General features: G+C 69.9%; 23 protein-coding genes and 1 pseudogene. 8 read left to right on the forward strand and 16 right to left on the reverse strand.

Features of this window, described 5'->3' with window-relative positions:
• Positions 1-3: 3 nt before the first annotated feature.
• From dhaM to trpD, 4 genes are all read right to left on the reverse strand, one after another.
• Positions 4-735, reverse strand: coding sequence for a dihydroxyacetone kinase phosphoryl donor subunit DhaM (gene dhaM / locus AC3A3H_RS05550; RefSeq protein WP_487613550.1), 732 nt, complete (start codon positions 733-735; stop codon positions 4-6).
• Entirely contained in the window at positions 732-1,364 is a 633-nt protein-coding gene (gene dhaL / locus AC3A3H_RS05555; protein WP_487613551.1) for a dihydroxyacetone kinase subunit DhaL, read from the reverse strand. The genes dhaM and dhaL overlap by 4 nt, the downstream gene beginning before the upstream one ends.
• Positions 1,365-1,435: 71 nt before the next feature.
• On the reverse strand, positions 1,436-2,437 hold the full coding sequence (dhaK, locus tag AC3A3H_RS05560; RefSeq protein ID WP_487613552.1) for a dihydroxyacetone kinase subunit DhaK: 1,002 nt from the start codon (positions 2,435-2,437) through the stop codon (positions 1,436-1,438).
• Between the two features lie 25 nt (positions 2,438-2,462).
• Complete coding sequence (trpD, locus tag AC3A3H_RS05565; RefSeq protein WP_487613553.1) at positions 2,463-3,512, reverse strand: anthranilate phosphoribosyltransferase; 1,050 nt, start codon at positions 3,510-3,512, stop codon at positions 2,463-2,465.
• A 132-nt stretch (positions 3,513-3,644) separates the two neighbouring features.
• Between trpD and ctaE the strand changes: the two genes are divergently transcribed.
• From ctaE to AC3A3H_RS05590, 5 genes are all read left to right on the forward strand, one after another.
• Positions 3,645-4,289, forward strand: a complete 645-nt coding sequence (ctaE, locus tag AC3A3H_RS05570; protein WP_487613554.1) for an aa3-type cytochrome oxidase subunit III — start codon at positions 3,645-3,647, stop codon at positions 4,287-4,289.
• Between the two features lie 24 nt (positions 4,290-4,313).
• Positions 4,314-5,168, forward strand: a complete 855-nt coding sequence (gene qcrC, locus AC3A3H_RS05575) for a cytochrome bc1 complex diheme cytochrome c subunit (RefSeq protein ID WP_487613555.1) — start codon at positions 4,314-4,316, stop codon at positions 5,166-5,168.
• Positions 5,169-5,212: 44 nt separating this feature from the next.
• The gene (gene qcrA, locus AC3A3H_RS05580; protein WP_487613556.1) at positions 5,213-6,286 is read left to right on the forward strand and encodes a cytochrome bc1 complex Rieske iron-sulfur subunit; all 1,074 of its coding nucleotides are present in this window, start codon (positions 5,213-5,215) and stop codon (positions 6,284-6,286) included.
• Positions 6,283-7,902, forward strand: coding sequence for a cytochrome bc1 complex cytochrome b subunit (qcrB, locus tag AC3A3H_RS05585; protein WP_487613557.1), 1,620 nt, complete (start codon positions 6,283-6,285; stop codon positions 7,900-7,902). Before qcrA ends, qcrB begins: the two co-directional genes overlap by 4 nt.
• A gap of 81 nt (positions 7,903-7,983) precedes the next feature.
• Entirely contained in the window at positions 7,984-8,820 is an 837-nt protein-coding gene (locus AC3A3H_RS05590; protein WP_487613558.1) for a methyltransferase domain-containing protein, read from the forward strand.
• 426 nt (positions 8,821-9,246) lie between these two features.
• Here the strand turns inward: AC3A3H_RS05590 and AC3A3H_RS05595 are convergent, their stop codons facing one another.
• The 5 genes from AC3A3H_RS05595 to AC3A3H_RS05615 form a co-directional block, all read right to left on the reverse strand.
• The gene (locus tag AC3A3H_RS05595; protein ID WP_487613559.1) at positions 9,247-9,669 is read right to left on the reverse strand and encodes a cytochrome c oxidase subunit 4; all 423 of its coding nucleotides are present in this window, start codon (positions 9,667-9,669) and stop codon (positions 9,247-9,249) included.
• Positions 9,670-9,672: 3 nt separating this feature from the next.
• The gene (ctaD, locus tag AC3A3H_RS05600) at positions 9,673-11,421 is read right to left on the reverse strand and encodes an aa3-type cytochrome oxidase subunit I (RefSeq protein WP_487613560.1); all 1,749 of its coding nucleotides are present in this window, start codon (positions 11,419-11,421) and stop codon (positions 9,673-9,675) included.
• Between the two features lie 25 nt (positions 11,422-11,446).
• The gene (ctaC, locus tag AC3A3H_RS05605; protein ID WP_487613561.1) at positions 11,447-12,334 is read right to left on the reverse strand and encodes an aa3-type cytochrome oxidase subunit II; all 888 of its coding nucleotides are present in this window, start codon (positions 12,332-12,334) and stop codon (positions 11,447-11,449) included.
• 144 nt (positions 12,335-12,478) lie between these two features.
• On the reverse strand, positions 12,479-12,835 hold the full coding sequence (erpA, locus tag AC3A3H_RS05610) for an iron-sulfur cluster insertion protein ErpA (protein ID WP_487613562.1): 357 nt from the start codon (positions 12,833-12,835) through the stop codon (positions 12,479-12,481).
• A gap of 95 nt (positions 12,836-12,930) precedes the next feature.
• Positions 12,931-14,385, reverse strand: a complete 1,455-nt coding sequence (locus AC3A3H_RS05615) for a M20/M25/M40 family metallo-hydrolase (protein WP_487613563.1) — start codon at positions 14,383-14,385, stop codon at positions 12,931-12,933.
• Positions 14,386-14,429: 44 nt separating this feature from the next.
• Between AC3A3H_RS05615 and AC3A3H_RS05620 the strand changes: the two genes are divergently transcribed.
• Both AC3A3H_RS05620 and AC3A3H_RS05625 read left to right on the forward strand, forming a co-directional pair.
• On the forward strand, positions 14,430-15,023 hold the full coding sequence (locus tag AC3A3H_RS05620) for a DUF3043 domain-containing protein (protein ID WP_487613564.1): 594 nt from the start codon (positions 14,430-14,432) through the stop codon (positions 15,021-15,023).
• A 1-nt stretch (position 15,024) separates the two neighbouring features.
• On the forward strand, positions 15,025-15,942 hold the full coding sequence (locus tag AC3A3H_RS05625) for an RNase H family protein (RefSeq protein ID WP_487613565.1): 918 nt from the start codon (positions 15,025-15,027) through the stop codon (positions 15,940-15,942).
• Here AC3A3H_RS05625 and AC3A3H_RS05630 read toward each other — a convergent pair.
• From AC3A3H_RS05630 to hisD, 3 genes are all read right to left on the reverse strand, one after another.
• Entirely contained in the window at positions 15,910-16,953 is a 1,044-nt protein-coding gene (locus AC3A3H_RS05630) for a quinone-dependent dihydroorotate dehydrogenase (RefSeq protein WP_487613566.1), read from the reverse strand. The genes AC3A3H_RS05625 and AC3A3H_RS05630 overlap by 33 nt on opposite strands.
• Positions 16,954-16,986: 33 nt before the next feature.
• Entirely contained in the window at positions 16,987-17,454 is a 468-nt protein-coding gene (nrdR, locus tag AC3A3H_RS05635; protein WP_487613567.1) for a transcriptional regulator NrdR, read from the reverse strand.
• 117 nt (positions 17,455-17,571) lie between these two features.
• Positions 17,572-18,885: a histidinol dehydrogenase gene (gene hisD, locus AC3A3H_RS05640; RefSeq protein ID WP_487613568.1), complete on the reverse strand. Its 1,314-nt coding sequence runs from the start codon at positions 18,883-18,885 to the stop codon at positions 17,572-17,574.
• Positions 18,886-18,961: 76 nt separating this feature from the next.
• Here hisD and AC3A3H_RS05645 point away from each other — a divergent pair, with 76 nt between their 5' ends.
• Positions 18,962-19,456 carry a flavin reductase family protein gene (locus AC3A3H_RS05645; protein ID WP_487613569.1) on the forward strand — a complete coding sequence of 165 codons (495 nt, stop codon included), beginning with the start codon at positions 18,962-18,964 and terminating at the stop codon, positions 19,454-19,456.
• 25 nt (positions 19,457-19,481) lie between these two features.
• Here the strand turns inward: AC3A3H_RS05645 and dnaE are convergent, their stop codons facing one another.
• From dnaE to AC3A3H_RS05665, 4 genes and pseudogenes are all read right to left on the reverse strand, one after another.
• Positions 19,482-22,952, reverse strand: coding sequence for a DNA polymerase III subunit alpha (gene dnaE / locus AC3A3H_RS05650; RefSeq protein WP_487613574.1), 3,471 nt, complete (start codon positions 22,950-22,952; stop codon positions 19,482-19,484).
• A 90-nt stretch (positions 22,953-23,042) separates the two neighbouring features.
• A complete protein-coding gene (locus tag AC3A3H_RS05655) occupies positions 23,043-23,963 on the reverse strand; it encodes an RluA family pseudouridine synthase (protein WP_487613570.1) in 921 nt (306 codons plus the stop codon).
• Positions 23,963-24,544: a signal peptidase II gene (gene lspA, locus AC3A3H_RS05660; RefSeq protein ID WP_487613571.1), complete on the reverse strand. Its 582-nt coding sequence runs from the start codon at positions 24,542-24,544 to the stop codon at positions 23,963-23,965. The genes AC3A3H_RS05655 and lspA overlap by 1 nt, the downstream gene beginning before the upstream one ends.
• Positions 24,545-24,575: 31 nt before the next feature.
• Positions 24,576-25,040, reverse strand: a pseudogene (locus AC3A3H_RS05665) (DivIVA domain-containing protein); the annotation flags it as partial.

Genomic DNA, 25,040 nt, shown 5'->3' on the forward strand with positions numbered 1-25,040 from the left:
AGGTCAGACCTCCCCGAACCCGCTCTCCACCAGGTCCACCAGGGCGTCCACTGCGGCCTCCCCCTCGTCGTCCGGGGACGCGATCGAGGCCGTCGCCCCCGCGGTGAGGCCGAGCGACATCACGCCGAGCAGGCTCTTCGCATCCTTGCCGTTGACCGTCACCTTCACCGGGAAGGTGTTGGCCAGCTTCACGAACTCGGCGGCGGGGCGGGCATGGAGGCCCTGCGGATTTCGCACGAGCACCTCGCGCGTGTAGCCGGACGCGTCGCGCACGGCCGGCGCAGCCGCGGCGGCCGGCGCAGGCGCAGCAGGCGCCTCCGCCTCCCCCCACGCCGAGCGCGCGTCCTCCACCGCGGCCGCCACCCCCGCGAGGTCGGCGCCGGTCTCCGCGGCGACCGCCGCGGCGACGCCGCCCTCCACGAACGGGCCGTCGACCACGCGCACGCGGGCGCGCTCGTCCTCCGGGAGCAGGTCGAGCACGGTCTCGGCCGTCAGCAGGGCGGACCCGAGGTCGCTGACGACCACGACGCCGGAGCCGGTGTCGGCCTCCCCCACCGCGGTCATCACCTTCGCGAAGCTGGTGCCGATCCCGTCGTCGTCCGTGCCGCCCGCCGCCAGCAGCGTCACCGACGGCGCCATCTGCCCCGCGAGGGCGACGGCGCCGGCGGCGAGCTGCGAGCTGTGCGAGACGAAGACGAGTCCCACGCGATCGGTGGTCCCGGCGTCCCCCGTCATTCCGCCGCCTCGGCGGCGGTCCGCAGGATCAGCGCGGTCGACTGCGCTCCGGGGTCCCTGTGGCCGGCGGAGCGCTCGCCCAGGTAGCTGGCGCGACCCTTGCGGGCGACGAGCGGGATCGTGGCGTCCGACCCCTGCTCGGCCGCCGTCGCGGCGGCGTCGAGGATGGCGCCGGGGGCGTCCCCCGCGGCGAGCGCGGCCGAGGCCGCCTCCACCGCGGGGGTCCAGGCGTCGATCATCGTCTTGTCGCCGGACTCCGCCTTGCCGCGGGACACGATCCCGTCGCGCGCCGCCGTGAGCAGCGCGACGAGGGTCTCCCCGTCGATCGCGTCCGCATCGCCGACGGGCTCGGCCGCCTTGAGGAAGGCCGTGCCGTACAGCGGGCCGGACGCGCCGCCGACCGTGGAGATCAGGGTCATCGCGACCGAGCGCAGCGCCGCGGACGGCGTCGCGTCGGCGGGCAGCTTCGCGAGCGCGTCCACGGACGCGCGGAGCCCGCGGTCCATGTTCTCGCCGTGATCGCCGTCGCCGATCTCCCGGTCGAGCGTGTTCAGCTCCCCCTTGTGCTCGGTCACGGTCGTCGCCGCCGCCGAGATCCAGGACGAGACCCAGTTCGTGTCCAGCGCCATCAGCGCATCCTTCCTCGTGTCGTTTCCGTCATCCGGTGTGTGGAGCGTACGCCCCGGCCCACACGCCCGGCTCAGACACCCCAGCGGAGCGCGGCCGTGCGCACCGGCGCGTCCCACAGAGCGGTCAGCTCGTCGTCCAGCTTCAGCACCGAGATGGAGGCGCCCTGCATCTCCAGCGAGGTGACGTAGTTGCCGACCAGCGACCGGCCGAGGACGATGCCGCGCTCGTCGAGGTTCTCCGCCGCCCGCCGGAACAGGATGTAGAGCTCCGAGAGCGGAGTGCCGCCCATCCCGTTGACGAACAGCAGCACGGTGTCACCCGAGGAGAACGGCAGGTCGGTGAGGACGGCGTCCATCATCCGGTCCACCAGACGGTCGGCCGGCTCGATCTTGATCCGCTCGCGGCCCGGCTCGCCGTGGATGCCGACGCCGAACTCGATCTCGTCCTCCGGGAGCACGAAGCCGGGCTCGCCCGCGTGCGGCACGGTGCCGTCGGTGAGGGCGAGGCCGATCGAGCGCACGTTGGCGTTGACCTTCTCCGCCACCGCGGTGACGGCGTCGAGGTCGTCGCCGCGTTCGGCGGCCGCCCCGGCGATCTTCTCGACCAGCACGGTGCCGGCGACGCCGCGCCTGCCCGCCGTGTAGAGGGAGTCCTGCACGGCGACGTCGTCGTTGGTGACGACGGCGCGCACCGAGATGCCCTCCGCGCCCACCAGGTCGGCGGCCGTCTCGAAGTTCAGCACGTCGCCCGTGTAGTTCTTGACGATGTGGAGCACGCCGGCGCCGCCGTCCGCGGCCTTGGTGGCCTCCACGATCGGCATCGGCGTCGGCGAGGTGAAGACCTCACCGGGGACGGCGGCGTCCAGCATGCCCTGCCCCACGAATCCGGCGTGCAACGGCTCGTGACCGCTGCCCCCACCGCTGACCAGGCCGACCTTGCCGCGCACCGGGCCGTCGGCCCGGGAGACGAAGCGGGGGTCCTGCGACACCGTGACGATGTCCGCGTGAGCCCGTCCGAACCCCGCGAGGGACTCGGTCACGACGTCGGGTACGTCGTTGATGAGCTTCTTCATCGAAAACCCTTCCTTCCACTTGCTGTCAGTGCGTCGCCTCGACCCATTCCTCGAGCTTCGCGGCCGCAGCCCCGGAGTCGATCGCCTGGGCGGCGACCGCCATGTGCGAACGGAACCGATCCAGGATGGACACCTGGACCCTCGACGGGTCGGACGCGAGCTCGTAGGACACGAGCCCGGCCGCCGCGTTGAGCAGGACGATGTCGCGCACGGGGCCCTCCTGGCCCGCGAGCACGGCACGCACGACAGCCGCGTTGTACGCGGCGTCCTTTCCGAGCAGGTCCTCGATCCTCGCGCGCGGGATGCCCAGATCGCGCGGGTCGATGTCGTGCTCGGTGACGAGGCCCCTGGAGACCTCCCAGACGTGGCTGTGGCCGGTGGTCGACAGCTCGTCGAGGCCGTCGTCGCCGCGGAAGACCAGCGCGGTCGCGCCGCGGGTCTGGAACACGCCGACGATCAGCGGGATGCGGTCGAGCGTCGCCACGCCCACCGCCGACGCCTCCGGGCGCGCCGGATTGCACAGCGGCCCGAGGAAGTTGAACACGGTCGGCACGCCGAGCTGCGAGCGCACCGGGCCGGCGTTGGCGAAACCGGGGTGGAAGGCGCTGGCGAACGCGAAGGTGATCCCCGTGCTCCGCAGCACCTCGGCGACCCGCTCCGGCGGGAGCGTGAGGTCGATCCCGAGCGCCGCCAGCACGTCCGACGACCCGGACGACGAGCTGGCCGCCCGGTTGCCGTGCTTGATGACGGGCACCCCGGCGGCCGCGGCGACGATGGAGGCGGTGGTCGAGACGTTCACGGTGCCGAACCGGTCGCCCCCGGTGCCGACGATGTCGAGCGCCATCGGGTCGACGTCCAGCGGGACGGCGTGGTCGAGGATGGCGTCGCGGAAGCCGACGATCTCGTCGACGGTCTCGCCCTTTGCGCGCAGCGCGATGAGGAATGCGGCGAGCTGGGCCTCTGTGGCCTCGCCCGCCATCACCTGGTCCATCGCCCATGCCGCGTCCGCCACACTGAGGTCCTCGCGGGCCAGAAGTGAGGTGAGCACGGACGACCAGGACTGCATTTCCGTCATACAGCGATCCTATGGGGAGGCGACACGCCACGGGGAGGCGGGGGTTTGTACCAGGTGGAAACCGGCCTTCACCAGAATCGAGGCGGATTCGTGCCTTTCAGGTGAGAAAACCACGGCTTCTTTTCAGCCATAATGGGATTTGTGACGAGCACCTCCATTTCTCCTGCAACGAGCGCGCCGGCGATCAACCGGCCCAATGTCGTGGCCGTCGGCACCATCGTCTGGCTCGGCTCCGAGGTGATGTTCTTCGCGGGTCTGTTCGCGATCTACTTCACGCTCAAGTCGACGTCGCCCGATCTGTGGGCCGCCGAGACGGCGCACCTCAACGTGCCATACGCGCTCACCAACACGATCGTCCTTGTGCTGAGCTCGGTGACCTGCCAGTTCGGTGTGTTCGCCGCGGAGCGCCTCCAGCCGCGCCGCGCGGGCGGTGTGCTCCAGTTCTGGAAGTGGGGCATGGTCGAGTGGTTCGCCCTCTCGTACCTGCTCGGCGCGATCTTCGTCTCCGGCCAGGTGCTCGAGTACGCCACGCTCGTCTCCGAGGGCATCTCCCTCGACGCCAACGCCTACGGCTCCGCCTTCTATCTGACGACCGGCTTCCACGCCCTCCACGTCACCGGCGGCCTCATCGCCTTCCTGCTCGTCATCGGCCGCGCCTTCGCGGTCAAGACCTTCGGCCACAAAGAGGCCACGAGCGCCATCGTCGTGTCGTACTACTGGCACTTCGTCGATGTCGTGTGGATCGGACTGTTCGCGGTCATCTACATCATCCGATAGATCAACAGGAGCTGACCTCACCTCATGCGTCCCCGCGTCCCCGGCACCCAGAAGTCCCGCGCAGCGGCCTCCTCGCGTAACGCGAAGGCAGCGCGCAAGACCGGCCGCCGCCACCCGCTCGCCACCGTCGCCCTGCTCGCCATCGGCCTCGGCCTGACCGGCGGAGCGTACGCCGCCTTCACGACCACCACCGCCTCCGCGGACACCCCGCAGGTGCAGACGGCGACGAAGTCGTCCGTCGAGCAGGGCGAGAAGCTCTTCCAGGCCAACTGCGCCACCTGCCACGGCATGGACGCGCAGGGCACGGTCAACGCCCCCTCGCTCATCGGCGTCGGCGCCGCGGCTGTCGACTTCCAGGTCGGCACCGGCCGCATGCCGATGCAGATGCAGGGCCCGCAGGCCGAGCAGAAGCCGGTCCAGTTCTCCGACGAGGAGGTCGCGGCCCTGGCCGCCTACGTCGCCTCGCTCGCGCCCGGCCCGTCGATCCCGGAGCAGAAGTACCTCGCCGGCAAGGGCGACGCCGCCAACGGCGCCCAGCTCTTCCGCATCAACTGCGCGATGTGCCACAACGTCGCCGGCGCGGGTGGAGCGCTCACGGAGGGCAAGTTCGCCCCGCCGCTCACGGGTGTGAGCGCGAAGCACATCTACGAGGCCATGATCACCGGCCCGCAGAACATGCCGGTGTTCAACGACCTGAACATCTCGCCCCAGGGCAAGGCCGACATCATCACGTACCTCAAGTACATCCAGAACAACCCGTCCCCGGGCGGCTTCGAGCTCGGCTCGCTGGGCCCGGTGGCCGAGGGACTCTTCCTCTGGATCTTCGGTCTGGGCGCCATCGTCGCGCTGACCGTGTGGATCACGGCGAAGTCCAACTGACCGTTCTGTCGTACTTGTAGAAGCACAGCGTAAGAAGGAGAACAATGGCACAGGACGAGAACGGCGGTCACGAGCTGACGCCAGCCAGTTCGTCGGCCGTCGACGTGCACCGGACCGGTGACCCCGGGACGGCGGTGATCATCCGCGACGCCGTGGAGAACCCCGGCTTCCCGCCGCACCGGCAGCGAGTGACCGACCTCGACCCCAAGAAGGAGCGGCGCGCCGAGCGCACCGTCTACACGCTGTTCTACCTGTCGATCGCGGGCTCCGTCTGGGCGGTCGCCGCCTACCTGGCGTTCCCGATCAACGACAGCGACCCGGGCTCGGTCCGCCTGAATAATCTGTTCATCGGCCTCGGCATCACCCTCGCCCTCCTCGCGATCGGCATCGGTGCTGTGCACTGGGGCAAGGCGCTCATGCACGAGAAGGAGGGCGTCGACCTCCGTCACCCCGTGCGCGGCTCCGAGCAGACCACCGAGCGCGCCGCGGAGATCTTCCGCCAGGCCGACGAGGAGTCCGGCTTCAACCGCCGCGTGCTCATCCGCAACAGCCTGATCGGTGCGCTGATCGCATTCCCGCTGCCCGGCATCATCCTGTTCCGCGGTCTCGCGCCGCAGGGCGAGGACCCGGCCGAGCTGCTGTCGCAGACCATGTGGGCCAAGGGCATCCGCCTCACCCGCGACCCGTCCGGCACGCCGATCAAGGCGTCGGACGTGACGCTCGGCAGCGCCTTCCACGTCATCCCCGAGGGCCTCAACGACGCCCCCGACATGCTGGAGCAGAAGGCCAAGGCGGCCGTCCTGCTCATGCGCCTCAAGCCCGAGGACCTGCACGTGTCCAAGGGCCGCGAGAACTGGAACTACGACGGCATCGTCGCCTACTCCAAGATCTGCACGCACGTCGGGTGCCCTGTGGCCCTCTACGAGCAGCAGACCCACCACCTGCTGTGCCCGTGCCACCAGTCGCAGTTCGACATCACGCACGAGGCGCAGGTCATCTTCGGACCGGCGAAGCGGCCACTGCCGCAGCTGCCGATCACCGTTGACGCCGACGGTTACCTGGTCGCCCGCAGCGACTTCCACGAGCCCGTCGGCCCGAGTTTCTGGGAGCGTCATTGAGCACCTCGACCGCCGCGGCACCCGCGGCACCCACTCAGGTCAAGAGCGGCGGCTTCACAGCGGCGGCCGCCAACTACATCGAGGACCGCACCAGCATCTCGGGCGCGGTCAAGGAGTTCGGTCGCAAGATCTTCCCCGACCACTGGTCCTTCCTGCTCGGTGAGGTCGCCCTCTACAGCTTCATCGTCATCCTGCTCACGGGGACGTTCCTGACGTTCTTCTTCCAGGCGTCGATGGCGGAAGTCGTCTACAACGGCTCGTACGTGCCGCTCAAGGGCATCCACATGTCCGCGGCGATGGAGTCCACGCTGAACATCTCGTTCGAGGTGCGCGGCGGCCTGCTCGTGCGTCAGATCCACCACTGGGCGGCTCTGCTGTTCGTGGCCGCGATCGGTCTGCACATGCTCCGCATCTTCTTCACCGGCGCGTTCCGCAAGCCGCGCGAGCTCAACTGGGTGATCGGCTTCACGCTGTTCATCCTGGCGATGGCCGAGGGCTTCACCGGCTACTCGCTCCCGGACGACCTGCTCTCGGGCAACGGCCTCCGGATCATCGACGGCCTGATCAAGGGCCTCCCCGTGGTCGGCACCTGGATCTCGTTCCTGCTCTTCGGCGGCGAGTTCCCCGGCACCGCGATCGTCGGACGCCTCTACACGCTGCACATCCTGCTGCTGCCCGCGCTGGTCGTCGCGTTCATCGCGCTGCACCTGCTGTTCGTGGTCGTCCACAAGCACACGCAGTACGCGGCCCCCGGCCGCACGCAGGGCAACGTCGTCGGCTACCCGGTCCTCCCGGTGTACGCGGCGAAGGCCGGCGGTTTCTTCTTCATCGTGTTCGGTGTCGTCGCGCTCATGGCGTCGCTCTTCACCATCAACCCGATCTGGAACTACGGCCCGTACGACCCCTCCCCGGTGTCCGCCGGTACGCAGCCGGACTGGTACATCGGCTTCGCGGACGGCGCGCTGCGTCTCGTCCCGCCGGGCTGGGAGTTCGTCTGGCTGAACCGCACCTGGTCGTTCAACATCATCGTCCCGGTCGTCATCCTCGGTGTCTTCATCGTCACCGTGATGATCTACCCCTTCATCGAGGCGTGGATCACCGGCGACAAGCGCGAGCACCACATCCTGGACCGTCCTCGCAACGCGGCCACCCGCACGGCCATCGGCGCCGCCGGCGTGACCTTCTACGCGGTGTTCTGGGCTGCGGCCTCGTCGGACATCATCGCCACGCACTTCATGCTCACGATGGAGGGCGTCATCCACACCCTCCAGGCGCTGCTCTTCGTCGGCCCGGTGGTCGCGTACTTCCTCACCAAGCGCATCTGTCTAGCGCTGCAGAAGAAGGACCGCTCGATCGCCCTGCACGGCTACGAGACCGGTCGCATCGTGAAGCTCCCCGGTGGCGAGTTCATCGAGGTGCACGAGCAGCTCAGTGACTACGAGCGCTGGCGTCTGGTGAGCTTCGAGACCTACGAGCCGCTGATGATCCGCCCGAACCGGCGCGGCAAGATCACGGCCGGCACGCGTATGCGCGCGAGCCTGTCCCGCTGGTTCTTCGAGGACCGGCTGGTCCCGCCGACCCGCGCGGAGCTCGAGTCGGGCCACGGCCACCACTGATCCCGCTGTGAAGGCGCCGGTGCAGCTTCTGCACCGGCGCTTTCGCGTATCCCCCGCCCACCGACCGTCGTGGAGACCACTGTGACCGACCTGAGCCGCCTGGCGTCGTGGCTGCGCTGCCCGGTCTGCGAGCGGGACCTCGAACCGGTCGACCGCCTCACCCTGGGCTGCGCCGCCGGACACCGTCACGACGTCAATAAGCGGGGCTACGTGTCGCTGCTCGGCGGCGGAAGCAAGTTCGTCGGCGACACCGCCGAGATGCTGGACGCGCGCGACACGGTGCTGGAGGGCGGCGCCTACGAACCGATCGCCCGGGCCTTGGCGTCCGCGCTCGCCCCGGCCGGGCTCACCCCGGACGCGCTCGCCCCGGCCGGGCGCGTCCTGGATGCGGGAGCCGGCACCGGCCACTACCTGCGCGCCGTGCTGGCCGCCTCCCCCGGCGCCGTCGGCCTCGCGATGGACCTCTCCCCCGCGGCCGTCGCCCGCGCCGTGCGCTCGTCGCCCGACGTCGACGGCCTGGTGGCGGACACCTGGCGGCCGCTCCCGGTCCGCTCGCACAGCGTGGACGCGGTCCTGGACGTGTTCGCGCCCCGCAACCTCCCCGAGTTCCACCGCGTGCTGCGCCCGGGTGGCACGCTCGCGGTCGTCGTTCCCCGCGCCGACCACCTCGCGTCGCTCCGGGAGGCCGGCACCATGCTCGACATCCCCTCCGACAAGGCCGAGGACGTCATCGCCGCTGCAGACGCGCTGTACGCCCCGCTGACGCGCGAACCTGTGCGGTACGACCTCGCGCTCGACGACGCCCTCCGGGCCGCCCTGGCGGGCATGGGCCCGTCCGCCCGCCACGCCGCGGCCGCCCCCGCACCCGTCGACGCCACCACCGTCTCCGTCGACCTACTCACCTTCACCCCCCGCTGACCCGCGAGGCGGCACAAACTAGCCCCCATCGCGCGAGGCGGCGCATTCTGCGCCGCCTCGACGGCGGGCGAAGCCCACCTCGCGCTCAAGGGGACGAACTATCTGCCAGGTCACGCCGTCCGACGCACCCTCCAAGCGGCGTGACCTGTCAGGTAGATTGCGGCGCGACGTCGGCCGTCTCCCAAACGAGGGGGCACAACACGCCGCCGCGCCGGCCGCGACGCGGCGTGTTGCGTCCCCTGGACGCATTACCTGACAGGACGCGCCGCCTGCCATGGGTTCCAGACGGCGTGTTCTGTCAGGTAGATGGGGGACGTCGAGGGGGCGCAAAGTGGGCCCGGAACGCGCGAGGCGGCGGAGAATGCGCCGCCTCGACGACGAAGGCCGCCTCCCGAGGGGAGACGGCCTTCGTGACGTGCGCGAGGTTCAGCGGGCGAAGTAGCCGCGGTAGTACTCGTAGACCCAGCCGACGATGCAGACGATGCTGAACGCGACGCCGATGAAGCAGATCCAGATGCCGACCGCCAGGCCCAGCATGACCAGCGCGGCGCCCACCGCGAGCGACACCGGCCACCAGCTCCACGGGGAGAAGTGACCGAGTTCGGGGTCGCCGTCGTCGATGTTGGCGTCGAGGCGGTCCTCCGGCAGCTCACCGCCCTGGGCGGCGTGCGAGCGGCCCACGTAGAACGCGATGAACGCGGCCAGGATGGCGCTCAGCGTCAGCGCCACCGTGCCGACCCACTCGACCTTCATGTGCATCGGGTCGAGCAGGCTCCACAGCGTGTAGACGATCGCCGAGAGGATGAAGAAGACCGACAGGATCCAGAAGAGGATGGAATTGGCTCTCATTGGTCACTTCACCTTGTTGTTCGAGATGTCGAGCACGGGAGCGTCCGGAGCGTCCTTGCCGCCGCCGACGCCGATCGGGATGCCAGCCTCGGGGTGGTTGAGGTCGAACGCCGGCGACTCGGAGCGGATGCGCGGGATGGACGTGAAGTTGTGCCGCGGCGGCGGGCAGGAGGTCGCCCACTCGAGCGAGCGGCCGTAGCCCCACGGGTCGTTGACCATCACTCGCGGAGCGTTGCGCGCCGTGAGGTACACGTTCACGAAGAACGGGATCATCGAGATCGCGAGGATGCCCGCGCCGATCGACGAGACCTGGTTCATCCAGGTGAAGCCGTCGGAGGGCAGGTAGGTCGCGTACCGGCGGGGCATGCCGACCACGCCCAGCCAGTGCTGGATGAGGAAGGTCGTGTGGAAGCCGATGAACAGCAGCCAGAAGTGCCACTTGCCGAGCCGGTCGTTGAGCATCTTGCCCGTCCACTTCGGCCACCAGAAGTAGAAGCCGGCGAACATCGCGAAGACGACGGTTCCGAACACGACGTAGTGGAAGTGCGCGACCACGAAGTAGGTGTCGGAGACGTGGAAGTCCAGCGGCGGCGACGCGAGGATGACGCCGGTGAGGCCACCGAACGTGAACGTGATCAGGAAGCCGATCGACCACAGCATCGGCGATTCGAACGTCAGCGAGCCGCGCCACATCGTGCCGATCCAGTTGAAGATCTTCACGCCCGTCGGCACCGCGATGAGCATAGTCATCAAGGAGAACCACGGCAGCAGCACGGAGCCGGTCACGTACATGTGGTGCGCCCACACGGTGACGGACAGCGCGGCGATCGCGATCGTCGCGTAGATCAGCGTCTTGTACCCGAAGATCGGCTTGCGGCTGAACACCGGGAAGATCTCGGACACGATGCCGAAGAACGGCAGCGCGATGATGTAGACCTCGGGGTGGCCGAAGAACCAGAACAGGTGCTGCCAGAGCAGGGCTCCGCCGTTCGCGGCGTCGTAGATGTGCGCGTTGAACACGCGGTCGGCCGCGAGGGCGAACAGCGCGGCGGCCAGGACCGGGAAGGCCATCAGGACGAGGATCGACGTCACGAGGGTGTTCCAGGTGAAGATCGGCATGCGGAACATGGTCATGCCCGGCGCGCGCATCGTGATGATGGTCGTGATGAAGTTCACCGCACCGAGGATGGTGCCGAAGCCCGACAGACCGAGGCCCAGGACCCAGAGGTTCCCGCCGATTCCTGGTGAGAACGTCGTACTCGACAACGGTGCGTACGCGAACCAGCCGAAGGAGGCCGCACCCTGCGGGGTGAGGAACCCGGCGACCGCGATCAGCGAGCCGAAGGAGTAGAACCAGTACGCCAGCGCGTTCAGACGCGGGAACGCCACGTCGGGGGCGCCGATCTGCAGCGGCATGAGCACGTTGGCGAAGCCGGCGAACAGCGGCGTCGCGAACATCAGCAGCATGATCGTGCCGTGCATCGTGAAGAGCTGGTTGTACTGCTCCTTGGTCTGCACCACCTCGAGACCCGGCTCGAAGAGCTGGGCGCGGATGATGAGGGCCATCACGCCGCCGATGAGGAAGTAGATGAACGACGAGATCAGGTACATGTACCCGATCGTCTTGTGGTCCGTCGACGTGATGTAGTTCACGAGGATGTTGCCCTTGCGCTCCACACCGTTGGCGGTGAGGAGGGTGGGCTTCGGAGCGGGCGCGGTGGTCGCTCCTGGCGCCGGTGCTGTCGTCGTCATGCGTCTGTCCTACTCGTTGCCGAAATCACTCGTTGCCCGTGGGCGCGCCCGTGCCGGGCAGGTTGTTGTTGCGGTTGTACTCCGACCCCAGCTGGCCCTCGAAGCCCTTGTCGCGCAGCGACTGGATGTGGGCGTCGTACTCGCTCTGCGACACGATCTTCACGTTGAAGAGCATCGCCGAGTGGTATTCGCCGCACAGCTCAGCGCACTTGCCGACGAAGGTGCCCGTGCGGCCGGTGGTCGAGAAGTACATGTAGTTGGTCTTGCCCGGGATGACGTCCTTCTTGTAGAGGAAGGCCGGGACCCAGAAGGAGTGGATCACGTCGCGCGAGTCGAGCTGGATCGTGATCTTCTTGTTCTCGGGCAGGTAGAGCGTGGGGATCTCGCCCTCCTGGACCGAGCCGGGCGTCGCGTTCGCGTCGTCCGGCTGCGCCTGGATGCCCGGGTCGTAGACGTTGTCGGTCACGTAGTTGAAGTCCCACGCCCACTGCTTCGCGTAGACCTGGATCTTGAGGTCGGGGTGCGCGTAGGGCTGCTCGATGGCGTTCTGGTCGCGCGCCGTGAAGGCGAAGAAGCCGAGGACCAGGATGAGCGGCACGATCGTGTAGAAGATCTCGATCGGCATGTTGTAGCGCAACTGCACCGGGAGGCCGGTCTGCCCCTTGCGGCGGCGGTACACGACCACTGCCCACAGGATGAGCCCCCAGACGACGATGCCGACGATGAGCAGGACGATCCAGCTGGTCACCCAGAGGCCGCTGATGCGGTCGGTGTGGTTGGTGACGGGCTGCTCGCCCTCGACGAAGCCCGGCAGGAAGCCGTGGAGCTGGGCCTGCGTGCAGCCCGCGAGGACGATAGCGAGTGTCGCTGCGATCGGGATGGCAGCCCATCGGAGACGGCGATTGTGACGCACCGGTGACCTTTCGAGAGACTCGGGGACAGTTCACATGCAACTGTATGTGGCGTTCTCTACCCTACTCCGACGGACACCCGGTTTCGAACACAAAGGGCCGCCCACGAGGGGCGGCCCAGAGCTGTTTTTTGTGTTATGGAACGCTCAGTGGAACGAGTCTCCGCAGGCGCACGACCCCGTCGCATTGGGGTTGTCGATGGTGAAGCCCTGCTTCTGGATGGTGTCCTCGAAGTCGATGGTCGCACCGTCCAGGTAGGGCACGCTCATCTTGTCGACGATGACCTCCACCCCGTCGTAGTCGACGGTCGCGTCCCCGTCGAGCATGCGCTCGTCGAAGTACAGCTGGTAGATCAGCCCCGAGCAGCCGCCGGGCTGGACGGCGACGCGCAGACGCAGGTCGTCGCGGCCCTCCTGCTCGAGCAGGCTCTTGACCTTGCCCGCGGCGGTGTCGGTCAGGCCGACGCCGTGGGCCTTGGTCGCGGTCAGCGCTGTGTCGGTCATGGGACTCCTCACACGTGTTTTGCGGTTTCGATTGCGAAATCTGGGTTGATTGTACGTCCTGATCCCGCAAGATCGCCTAGTCCAGGCGGATCGGCTCAGCCCTGGCGGGCGTCCAGCCGGGCCAGCAGCAGCGCCTCGGCGAGAATCGCCCGCTTGAACACCCCCAGGTGGAGCGACTCGTTCGGGCTGTGCGCGCGGGTGTCCGGGTCCTCCACGCCGGTGACCAGGATCTGCGCCTCGGGGAACTCGCGCACCAGGTCGGCGATGAACGGGATCGACCCGCCGACGCCGGTCTCCACGGCGTCCTTCCCCCACGCGTCCGCCATGGCGCGCTTGGCCTCCGTCGCCGCCCAGCCGGCGGTGTCGACGAGGAAGGCGTCTCCGGTGTCGACGTCGCTGATCTCCACGTGCGCCCCGAACGGCGCGTGCGCACGCAGGTGCCGCTCCAGGGCGTCGTACGCCTCGGTGGCGGGCTGCCCCGGCGCGACGCGGGCGCTCAGCCGCACGGCGACGCTCGGCAGGAGGGTGTTGGAGGCGTCCACGACGCTCGGCGCGTCGATGCCGGTGATCGTGACCGTCGGCTGCGACCACATCCGCGACAGGATCGGGCCGGTGCCGATCGCGGTCACGCCGGACAGCAGGGCGGCCTCCTCGCGGAACTGCTCCTCCGCGAGCGCGGGCGGCTCGGCCGCGTCGTCGTGCGAGCGCATCCCCTCGACCGCGACGGAGCCGTTCTCGTCGTGCAGCGTCGCCAGCAGGGCGACGAGCGCGAGCATGGCGTCGGGCGCCGCGCCGCCGTACATGCCCGAGTGCGAGGCGTGCTCCAGCGTCGACACCGTGAGCTTGAAGGTCACGTTGCCGCGCAGCGAGACGGTGAGCGCCGGCGTGTCCACGTCGACGTTGTCCGAGTCGGCGACGACGATGACGTCGGCGGCGAGCGCCGCCTTGTTCTGCTCCAGGAAGTTCGCGAACGAGCGCGAGCCGAACTCCTCCTCGCCCTCGATGAACACGGCCAGGCCCAGGTCGAAGTCCGGTCCGAGCGCCTCCACGAGCGCGCGCACGCTGGCGACGTGCGCCAGCACGCCGGCCTTGTCGTCCGCCGCACCGCGGCCGTACAGCCGGTCGCCGCGCACCGTCGGCTCGAACGGCGGCGTGTCCCAGTGCTCGGCGTCGCCCTGCGGCTGGACGTCGTGGTGGGCGTAGAGGAGGACGGTCGGGCGGCCGTTCTTCGCCGCGCGAGTCGCGAGCACGGCCGGCTGCCCGAGGCTCTCCCCCGCGCCGGTCGACGGCCCGGCGATCGGCGCCTGCTTGATCTCGACGCTCTCGAACGCGCCGGTCTCGCGCAACAGCTCCGCCACCGCCTCCGCGCTCTTGCGGACGTTCGCCGGATCGTAGGAGGCCCACGAGACCGAGGGGATGCGCACGAGGCGCGAGAGCTCGGCGATGGTCGACGGGAGGCCGGTCTCGACGGAGGTGCGGATGCGCTCCTCCACCTCCGGCCGGTCCCCGGCTGCGGATCGGCCGGAAGGAGTCTGCTGGGTGTCTGTCATGCGGGTAATCTTAAACGGACCCCACAAGACGAAGGCTCAAAGCGTTGGCGAAACGACAGAACCCGGCGGACGAGGCGCAAGCCCCCGACCCCGAGACCCCCGAACAGACCTCGGCCCGGCTGCAGGGCAAGGGCGCCCCGACGCCCACGCGCCGTGAGCAGGAGGCCGCCCGCAAGCGGCCGCTGGTGCCGACCGACCGCAAGGAGGCGGCGAAGGCGGCACGAGCGCACCAGGCGGACGCGCGCGAGAAGGCGCGCGTCGGCATGGCGGCCGGCGACGAGCGCTACCTCACCGCGCGCGACCGCGGGCCGCAGCGCCGCTACGTGCGCGACTACGTCGACGCCCGGTTCAGCATCGGCGAGTTCCTCATCCCGGTCATGCTGGTGGTGATCGTGCTCAGCTTCCTCCCGTACGCGTTCATGCAGGTCTGGGGCCTCGTGGCGCTGTGGGCGTTCTTCCTCATCGCCGTCATCGACGGCATCGTCCTCGGCCTCCTGGTGACCAGGAGGGTCGGCGACAAGTTCGGCAAGACCAAGGTGGAGCGCGGGCTCAAGTGGTACGCCGCCATGCGCGCGTTCCAGCTGCGCGTCATGCGCCTCCCGAAGCCGCAGGTCAAGCGCGGCCAGTACCCCGCCTGACGTGACGATCGTCGCAGCGGCGGACGGCTCCGCCCTCGGTAATCCCGGTCCTGCCGGCTGGTCCTGGTACGTCGACGACGACCACTGGTCGGCGGGTGGCTGGCCGCACGGCACGAACAACATGGGCGAGCTCATGGCGGTCATCGACCTCCTGGAGTCCACGGCGCACGTCGACGACGACCTGCGCATCCTCTGCGACAGCCAGTACGTGATCAACTCGGTGACCAAGTGGATGCCGGGCTGGAAGCGCAAGGGCTGGCGCAAGTCCGACGGCGCCCCGGTGCTCAACCGCGAGCTGCTGGAGCGGCTCGACCGCGCGCTGCAGGGCCGGACGTACACGTTCGAGTGGGTCAAGGGCCACGCGGGGCACGACCTGAACGAGGCGGCCGACCAGCGCGCCCGGGCAGCGGCCACCGCCTACCGGGATGGCGACGCGATCCCGATCGGCCCGGGCTGGCCCGGTGCGGCGGTGCACGAGCCGGCGCCCGCGCTGGCCGTGGCCGAGAAGGCAGCACCCGCCGCGCCCGCCGCCGAGACGGTCGAGCTCGACCTCTTCGACGACCTGCTGACCGCGACCGAGACCGACGAGGACGTGGTGACGCGCCTGGAGCGCGAGCTGGTCGAGCCGGCCGTCCGATCGGACTCCGCCCGGGTGGCGGCGCTGCTGCACCCCGACTTCGAGGAGATCGGCCGCTCGGGCCTGCTCTGGGGCCGCGACGCGATCCTGGAGGCCCTGGCCGAGGATGACGCCCCCGCCGCCGAGCTCGCCGTGCTGGGCACCGCGCGGATCGGGGCGGACGCCATCCTGCTCACCGCGCGTACGGTCGACGACCGCGGTGCGAGCCTGCGCAGCTCGCTCTGGCTGCGCGTCGGCGGGCGCTGGCGCCTACGCTTCCACCAGGGCACGCCGGAGGCGTAGCAGTCCGCGGTTGATCTGGCGCGCCCACAGCGGGCCGCGGTAGAGGAACGCGGTGTAGCCCTGCACGAGCGTGGCCCCGGCGTCCAGCCGCTGCTGCACGTCCGCGGCGGTCTCGACGCCGCCGACCGAGATCACGCACAGCTCGGCGGGGACGTGCGCGCGGATCAGGCGCAGCACCTCCAGCGAGCGAGCCGCGAGCGGAGCGCCCGAGAGCCCTCCCGCTCCGGCGGCGTCCACCACCGCGGGATCGGTGCGGAGGCCCTCGCGGGCGATCGTCGTGTTGGTCGCGATGATGCCGGCGAGCCCGAGCTCGACCGCGAGGCCCGCGATCTTCTCGACCTGGTCGTCGGTCAGGTCGGGCGCGATCTTCACCAGCAGCGGGGTCTCCCCCGCGACCTCCTTGACGGCGGACAGCAGCGGGGACAGCAGCTCGAGCTCCTGGAGGCCGCGCAGCCCCGGGGTGTTCGGCGAGCTCACGTTGACGACCAGGTAGTCGGCGACCGGGGCGAGCGCCCGTGCGCTGGTCAGGTAGTCCTGCGTGGCATCCTCGACGGCGACGACGCGGCTCTTGCCGATGTTCACGCCGAGCACCGGGCGCTGCCGGGCGCGGCGCACGCGCAGCAGCCGGTTGGCGGCCTCCCCCGCGCCGTGGTTGTTGAAGCCCATCCGGTTGATCACCGCGCGGTCCGGGATGAGCCGGAACAGGCGCGGACGGTCGTTGCCCGGCTGCGGGAGGGCCGTGATCGTGCCCACCTCCACGTGGCCGAAGCCCAGGTCGCCGAGCCCGACGACGGCCTCGCCGTCCTTGTCGAAGCCGGCGGCGACGCCGAACGGCGACGCGAACCGCAGCCCGAGCGCCGACACGGCCAGCGACGGGTCGGGCGCGGTGAACCGGCGGACGAGACCGCCGAGGCCGAGCGCGGGAAGGGCCCGGATCACCAGGAAGGCGAGGTGGTGCGCGCGCTCCGGGTCGAGCTTCGACAGGAAGAGGGAGAAGAGTGTGCGATACATGCCGCTATGAGAATACCCGCCCCGGCCTCGCGCCTAGACCTCCGCGGGCTCCCCGTGATGCTCGACCCGCAACTGCTGGATGGCTTCCTCGAAGTCCTCCAGCGAGTCGAACGCCTGGTAGACGCTCGCGAAGCGCAGGTAGGCGACCTCGTCGAGCTCGCGGAGCTCCGGGAGGATGGCGAGCCCGATGTCGTTGGCCTCGATCTGGGAGGCGCCGGTGGAGCGGATGGTCTCCTCCACTTTCTGGGCGAGCACCGCGAGGTCGGAGTCGGTCACCGGCCGGCCCTGGCAGGCCTTGCGCACGCCGAGCACGATCTTCTCGCGGCTGAACGGCTCGACGACGCCGCTGCGCTTGATCACGCTGAGGCTCGCGGTCTCAGTCGTGGAGAAGCGGCGACCGCACTCCGGGCACTGCCGGCGGCGCCGGATCGAGAGCCCGTCGTCGCTCGTGCGGGAGTCGATGACGCGGGAGTCCGGGTGGCGGCAGAAGGGGCAGAACATGAAGGGAATCCTAGCGGGGAATCACGGGAGGACGCCCGGAGGGGTCGCCCGTCCGGCTCCGTACCTCGGTCGCAGGCTCCCTCGGCGCTGGGGTCGCGGCATCGCTCCGCGCTGCCCCTAGCTCCACCGCGCGAAGCGGATGGTGACCGCCTCGCCGTGGGCCGGCAGGTCCTCCGCCGTCGACAGCGCCACGATGCGGTCGGCGACCGTCCGCAGCGCATCCCGGTCGTAGCGGATCACCTGCTGCGGCCGGAGGAACGAGTACGCGCCGAGGCCGGGCGAGAACCGCGCCTGGCCGCCGGTCGGGAGCACGTGGTTGGAGCCGGCGAGGTAGTCGCCGAGGCTGACCGGGGCGCTCGGGCCGACGAAGATCGCTCCGGCGTTCTGGATGAGCGCGAGGAGCGCGTCCGGGTCGGCCGTCTGCAGCTCGAGGTGCTCGGGACCGTACGCGTTGCTGAAGGCCGCGGCCGCAGCGATGTCGTCGACCAGCACGATCGCCGACTGCTGGCCGCCCAGCGCCGTCCGCACCCGCTCGGCGTGCTTCGTGGCGCCGGCGAGGCCCTCCAGCTCGGCCGCGACCCGCTCGGCGAACGCGGGGCTGTCGGTGACCAGCAGCGAGGCCGCGGCCTCGTCGTGCTCGGCCTGGCTGATCAGATCGGCGGCGACGAAGCGGGCGTCGGCGGTGTCGTCGGCGATCACGAGGATCTCGGTGGTGCCGGCCTCCGAGTCGATGCCGGCCTGTCCGCGCACGACGCGCTTGGCGGCCGCGACGTAGATGTTGCCGGGGCCGGTGATGACCTGCACGGGGTCGAGGCCGATGTCCTCGACTCCCCAGGCCAGCGCGCCGATGGCTCCGGCGCCGCCCATCGCGTAGACCTCGTCGATGCCGAGCAGGCCGGCCGCGCCGAGGATGACCGGGTGCACCGCACCGCCGAAGGCGCGCTGCGGCGGGCTGGCGAGGGCGACGGACGCGACGCCCGCGACCTGCGCAGGCACGGCGTTCATGACGACGCTCGACGGGTAGACGGCCTTGCCGCCGGGGACATAGAGCCCGGCGCGCTCCACCGGCTGCCAGCGCTGCACGATGGTCGCGCCCGGCCCGATCCGGGTCTCGGCGGGCGGCGGGACCTGCGCGGCGGTGGCCTCGCGGACGCGGACGATCGCTTCGTCCAGGGCCGCGCGCACCTCCGCGGGCAACGCGGCGACGGCTGCGGCGATGTCCGCCGCGGGCACCCGCACCGAGGCGGGCGCACCGCCGTCGAACGTCGCCGCCTGCTCGGCGAGCGCGGCCGCTCCCCTGGCCCGGACGTCGTCGATCAGCTCCGTGGCGACGCGCAGCGCCGCCTGGATGTCGACGACGGGACGGGGGACGAGGCGTTCGAAGGCGGCCCGGGTAGGCTGGACTCCGCGGAGATCGATGGTCTTCATCATGACCGGTCAAGCCTATCCGCTCAGCCCCATCCGCTCCGCGGAATTCCCCAGCCCGAACGGTGCTTGATAACTGCGTATGACTGACGCGACCCCCGACCTCTCCGCCTTCCGGCAGGCGTTCCGCCGGCACGCCGCCGGTGTGGCGATCGTCACCGCGCAGGGGGCGGACGGCACCCCCGTCGGCTTCACCGCCACGTCGCTCGCATCGCTCTCCGCGGTCCCGCCGCTGGCGACCTTCAACATGGCGCTCTCGGCGTCGAGCTGGCCGGTCATCGCGGACACCGAGCGCGTCGTCGTCCACATGCTCGGCGTGCGGAACAAGGGCGTCGCGGAGATCCTCTCGGACGACAACACGCGCCGGTTCCTCGGCGACCACTGGCGCCGCGGGCCCTACGGCCTCCCGGTCATCAACGACGTCACCGCGTGGATGGTCGGACGCATCGTCGACCGCTTCCCCGTGCACAACAGCGCCGTCGTGGTCGTGCAGATCGAAGACGGCGGGCTCGGCGAGCCCGACGAGCCGCTGCTGTACCACGAGCGGCGCTACCACCGCCCGAGCGAACTCGACTGACTCCGCTCAGACCAGGCGGCGCCGCTCAGACCAGACAGTTGGGGCCGAGCAGGCCCTTGAGCTCGCCGTACAGGTCCGGCGACACCTTCACCGGGCGCGGGACCTCGAACACGCGGGCGACCTGACCCTTCACGAGCCGGAGGCGCACCTCGCTGTCACCGGGATGCCGGGACAGCACCTCCGCGAGGGAGGACACCGTGTCCGTCGTCGCGCGCTGGTCGGCCATCGTGATCATCAGCGTCCCGATGTCGTCGGCCTGGCCGAGGTCGGGCACCATCAGGCTGAACGCGTGCAGGTTCATCCCGTCGTCGCGCATGCTCACCCGGCCGCGCACGACCACGATCGAGTCGCCCTGCATCATCGGTGAGAACTCCTGGTAGGCCTTGCCCATGAACATGACGGTCATCTCGCCGCCGAAGTCCTCGACCTGGATCATGCCGTACTGGTTGCCGGACGCCTTCGCCACGCGGTGCTGGACGCTCGTCACGAGCCCGGCGATGACGACGGTGTCGCCGTCCTGGACGCTGTCGGAGGCGAGCAGCTCGGCGATCGACGTGCTCGCGAGCTTGGCGAGCTGCAGCTCCAGGCCGGCCAGCGGATGGTCGGAGACGTAGAGCCCCAGCATCTCGCGCTCGAACGCCAGCTTGTCGCGCTTCACCCACTCCGGGCGGTCGGGGATGTGGTGCTGCGTCTGGCTCTGCTCGTCCTCGCCCCACAGGCTGTCGAAGTCGAAGCCGACGTCGCCGTTGGCCTCGCTGCGCTTGATCTTGACCGCGGACTCCACCGCGTCCTCGTGCACCTCGACCAGTGCGCGCCGGGTGTGGCCGAGCGAGTCGAACGCCCCGGCCTTGATCAGCGACTCGACGGTGCGCTTGTTCGCCGCGTGCACCGGGACCTTGTTCAGGAAGTCGTGGAACGACTCGAACCGGCCCTTGCTCTCGCGGGCCTCCCGCACGCCCTCGACGACGTTCGCGCCGACGTTGCGGACCGCGCCCATGCCGAAGCGGATGTCGGTGCCGACCGCGGCGAAGTAGAGGTTGGACTCGTTGACGTCCGGCGGCAGCACCTTGATGCCCATGCGACGGCACTCGTTGAGGTAGAGGGCCATCTTGTCCTTGGAGTCGCCGACGCTGGTCAGCAGCGCGGCCATGTACTCGGCCGGGTAGTGCGCCTTGAGGTAGGCCGTCCAGTACGAGATGACGCCGTACGCCGCCGAGTGCGCTTTGTTGAACGCGTAGTCGGAGAACGGCAGCAGGATCTCCCACAGCTTGCCGACGGCAGCCATCGAGAAGCCGCGGTCGACCATGCCCTGGGAGAAGCCCTCGAACTGCTTGTCCAGCTCGGACTTCTTCTTCTTGCCCATCGCGCGGCGCAGGATGTCGGCCTGGCCGAGTGAGAACCCGGCGACCTTCTGCGCGATCGCCATGACCTGCTCCTGATAGATGATCAGGCCGTAGCTGGTCGACAGGATCTCCGCCAGCGGCTCCGCCAGCTCCGGGTGGATCGGCGTGATGTCCTGCAGGCCGTTCTTGCGCAGCGCGTAGTTGGTGTGCGAGTTCGCACCCATCGGGCCCGGCCGGTACAGCGCGATGAGCGCCGAGATGTCCTCGAAGTTGTCCGGCTTCATGAGGCGCAGCAGCGAGCGCATCGGGCCGCCGTCGAGCTGGAACACGCCGAGGGTGTCGCCGCGGGACAGCAGCTCGTAGGCGCCGCGGTCGTCGAGCTCGAGGTCCTCCAGCACCAGGTTCTCGCCGCGGTTGTCGCGGATGTTGTCGAGCGCGTCGTTGATGATCGTGAGGTTGCGCAGCCCCAGGAAGTCCATCTTGATGAGGCCGAGCGACTCGCAGGCCGGATAGTCGAACTGCGTGACGATCTGGCCGTCCTGCTCGCGCTTCATGATCGGGATGACGTCGATCAGCGGGTCGGACGACATGATGACGCCCGCCGCGTGCACACCCCACTGCCGCTTGAGGTTCTCGAGCCCGAGAGCGGTGTCGAAGACCGTCTTGGCCTCCGGGTCGGTCTCGACGACCGCACGGATGTCCACGGCCTCCTTGTAGCGCGGGTGCTCCTTGTCGAAGATGCCCGTGAGCGGGATGTCCTTGCCCATGACGGGCGGCGGCATCGCCTTGGTCAGCTTCTCGCCCATCGAGAACGGGAAGCCGAGCACGCGGCCGGAGTCCTTCAGCGCCTGCTTGGCCTTGATGGTGCCGTAGGTGACGATCTGCGCGACGCGCTCCGAGCCGTACTTCTCGGTGACGTACTTGATCACCTCGCCGCGGCGGCGGTCGTCGAAGTCGACGTCGAAGTCGGGCATCGAGACGCGGTCGGGGTTGAGGAACCGCTCGAAGATCAGGCCGTGCCGCAGCGGGTCGAGGTCGGTGATCCGCATCGCGTACGCCGCCATCGAGCCGGCGCCGGAGCCACGGCCGGGGCCGACGCGGATGCCGTTGTCCTTCGACCAGTTGATGAAGTCGGCGACGACGAGGAAGTAGCCGGGGAAGCCCATCTGCGAGATGACGCCGATCTCGTAGTCCGCCTGCTTGCGGACGTCCTCGGTGATGCCGCCCGGGTAGCGCTCGTGGAGGCCCTTCTCGACCTCCTTGACGAACCAGCTCTGCTCGGTCTCGCCGTCGGGGACGGGGAAGCGCGGCATGTAGTTGGCCGCGGTGTCGAACTTCACGTCGACGCGCTCGGCGATCGCCAGCGTGTTGTCGCACGCGTCCGGGTGGTCGCGGAAGAGCTGCCGCATCTCCTCCGGCGTCTTGAGGTAGAACTCGTCGGCGTCGAACTTGAACCGGTTGGGGTCGTCGAGCGTCGAGCCGGACTGCACGCACAGCAGCGCCGCGTGGCTCTTGGCGTCGGCCGCGTGCGTGTAGTGCAGGTCGTTCGTCGCGACGAGCGGGAGGCCGAGCTCCTTGGCGAGGCGGATGAGGTCGGCCATGATCCGGCGCTCGATGCCGAGGCCGTGGTCCATGATCTCGGCGAAGAAGTTCTCCGCGCCGAAGATGTCGCGGAACTCGGCGGCCGCCTTCTTGGCCTCCTCGTACTGGCCGAGCCGCAGCCGGGTCTGCACCTCGCCCGACGGGCAGCCCGTGGTGGCGATGATGCCCTTCGAGTAGCGGCTGAGCAGCTCGCGGTCCATGCGCGGCTTGAAGTAGTAGCCCTCCGTCGACGCGTACGACGACAGCCGGAACAGGTTGTGCATGCCCTCGGTGGTCGCCGCGAGCATCGTCATGTGCGTGTAGGCGCCGGAGCCCGACACGTCGTCGCCGCCGCCGTCGCCCCAGCGCACGCGCGTCTTGTCGGTGCGGTGGGTGCGCGGGGTCAAATAGGCCTCGGTGCCGATGATCGGCTTGATGCCCGCGTCGGTGGCGGTGCGCCAGAAGTCGAAGGCGCCGAACATGTTGCCGTGGTCGGTGATCGCCACGGCCGGCATGCCCTGTTCGACGGCCGCCTCGATGAGCGGCTTGACGCGTGCGGCCCCGTCGAGCATCGAGTACTCGCTGTGGACGTGGAGGTGGACGAAGGAGTCGGTCGGCACTATTGCTCCGGGTCGAGGTGAGGGCTTAAGACTACGTCGGACCTACGACTCCCGGAGCACGTCGAGAGCGTGTTGCAGATCCTCCGGGTAGCCGGTGGTGAAGGTCACCCACTCCCCCGTCGCCGGATGCTCGAACGCGAGCTGGACGGCGTGCAGCCACTGCCGGGTGAGGCCGAGCCGCGCGGACAGCGAGGGATCAGCGCCGTACATCGCATCACCCACGCACGGATGCCGCTGGGCGGCCATGTGCACGCGGATCTGGTGGGTGCGCCCGGTCTCCAGGTGGATCTCCAGCAGACTCGCCGCGGGGAACGCCTCGATGGTCTCGTAGTGGGTCACGGACGCCTTGCCGCCGGCGACGACCGCGAACTTCCAGTCGCTCTTCGGATGCCGGCCGATCGGCGCGTCGATCGTGCCGGTCAGCGGGTCGGGGTGGCCCTGCACGACCGCGTGGTAGATCTTCTCGACCGTGCGGTCGTGGAAGGCGCGCTTCAGCACGGTGTAGGCGTGCTCGGACTTCGCCACGACCATCAGGCCGCTGGTGCCGGCGTCGAGGCGGTGGACGATGCCGGCGCGCTCGGCGGCGCCGGAGGTGGAGATGCGGAAGCCCGCGGCGGCCAGCGCACCGAGCACGGTCGGACCCTCCCAGCCGACCGAGGGGTGCGCGGCCACGCCCACCGGCTTGTCGATGACCACGATGTCGTCGTCGTCGTGCACGATCGTCAGCTCGGGGACGGCGATCGGCACGATCCGGGCCTCCTCGCGCGGCTGCCAGAACACCTCGAGCCAGGAGCCCGCGCTGAGCCGGTCGGACTTGTCGGCCTCGCGGCCGTCGATCGTCACCCCGCCGGCCTCGGCGATCTCGGCGGCGAAGCTGCGCGAGAAGCCGAGGAGCTTGGCCAGGCCCGCGTCGACGCGCGAGCCTTCGAGTCCGTCGGGGACGGGGAGGCTGCGGGACTCCATCAGAGCTGCGGGTTCCGGGGCTCGTGCGCCTCGGCGCCCGGCTCGGCGTCCGCGGCCGGCTCGACGGCGACGTCCGTGTCGTCGTCCGCCACGGTCTCCTCGACCTCCTCGGCGGGCCGCCGGCCGTCGAGGCCGACGCCGCGCAGCGTGAGGATGAGGAACAGCACCATGCTCGAGACGATGGCGACGTCGGCGAGGTTGAAGATGGCCGGCAGCAGCGGGATCTGCAGGAAGTCGACCACGTGGCCGACGCCGAAGCCCGGCTCGCGGAAGAGCCGGTCGCTCAGGTTGCCGAGCAGGCCGCCGAGCAGGAGGCCGAAGAGCACGGCCCACGCCGTCGAGCGGATGCGCGGCGCGTACCAGATGACGAAGCCGAGCACGCCGACCCCGACGATCGAGAAGATCCAGGTGGACCCGCTGCCGATGGAGAACGCCGCGCCCGGGTTCTTGACGAAGTGGAACTGGAGGAGCTGTCCGAGGACCTGGACCTGCTGGCCCTCATAGAGGTTCGAAACGACCAGGACCTTGGCGATCTGGTCCACGAGGTACACGCAGAGCGCGACCACGGCCAGGATCGCCAAGGCCCTGATGCTGACCTTGGTCCTCGGGGAGTTAGCCTCCAAAGCCCGGGAAGACCGGCGGCTGGGCGCCCTGGTCCTGGCTGGTGCCGTCGGAGGAGCCGGCGGGGACCGGAGTCGGGGCGTTGCCGCCGAAGGAGGTCGGCTGGCTGTCGAGGTCGCGCAGCTGGCCCTCGATGTAGCCCTTCAGCCCCTGGCGGTAGTCGCGCTCGAACCCGCGGAGCTCGTCGATGCGGCGCTCGAGGCCCGCACGCTCCTGGTCGAGGGCGCTGATCTGGGCGCGCTGCTTCGACTCGGCCTCGGCGACGATGCGGGCGGCGGTGGCGTGGCCCTCCGCGATGAGCGCGTCGCGCTTCTCCACGCCCTCGCGCACGTGCTCCTCGTGCAGGCGGCGGGCGAGCTGGAGGAGGTTGTTGGTCGCGTTGGGGTCATTCGCGTCGGTCGCGCCGGCGGCGAAGCCCGCGGCGGCGCCGGCCGCGGCGGCCGGAGCAGCCGGAGC

The organism is Leifsonia sp. Soil_N53 (assembly GCF_057655165.1).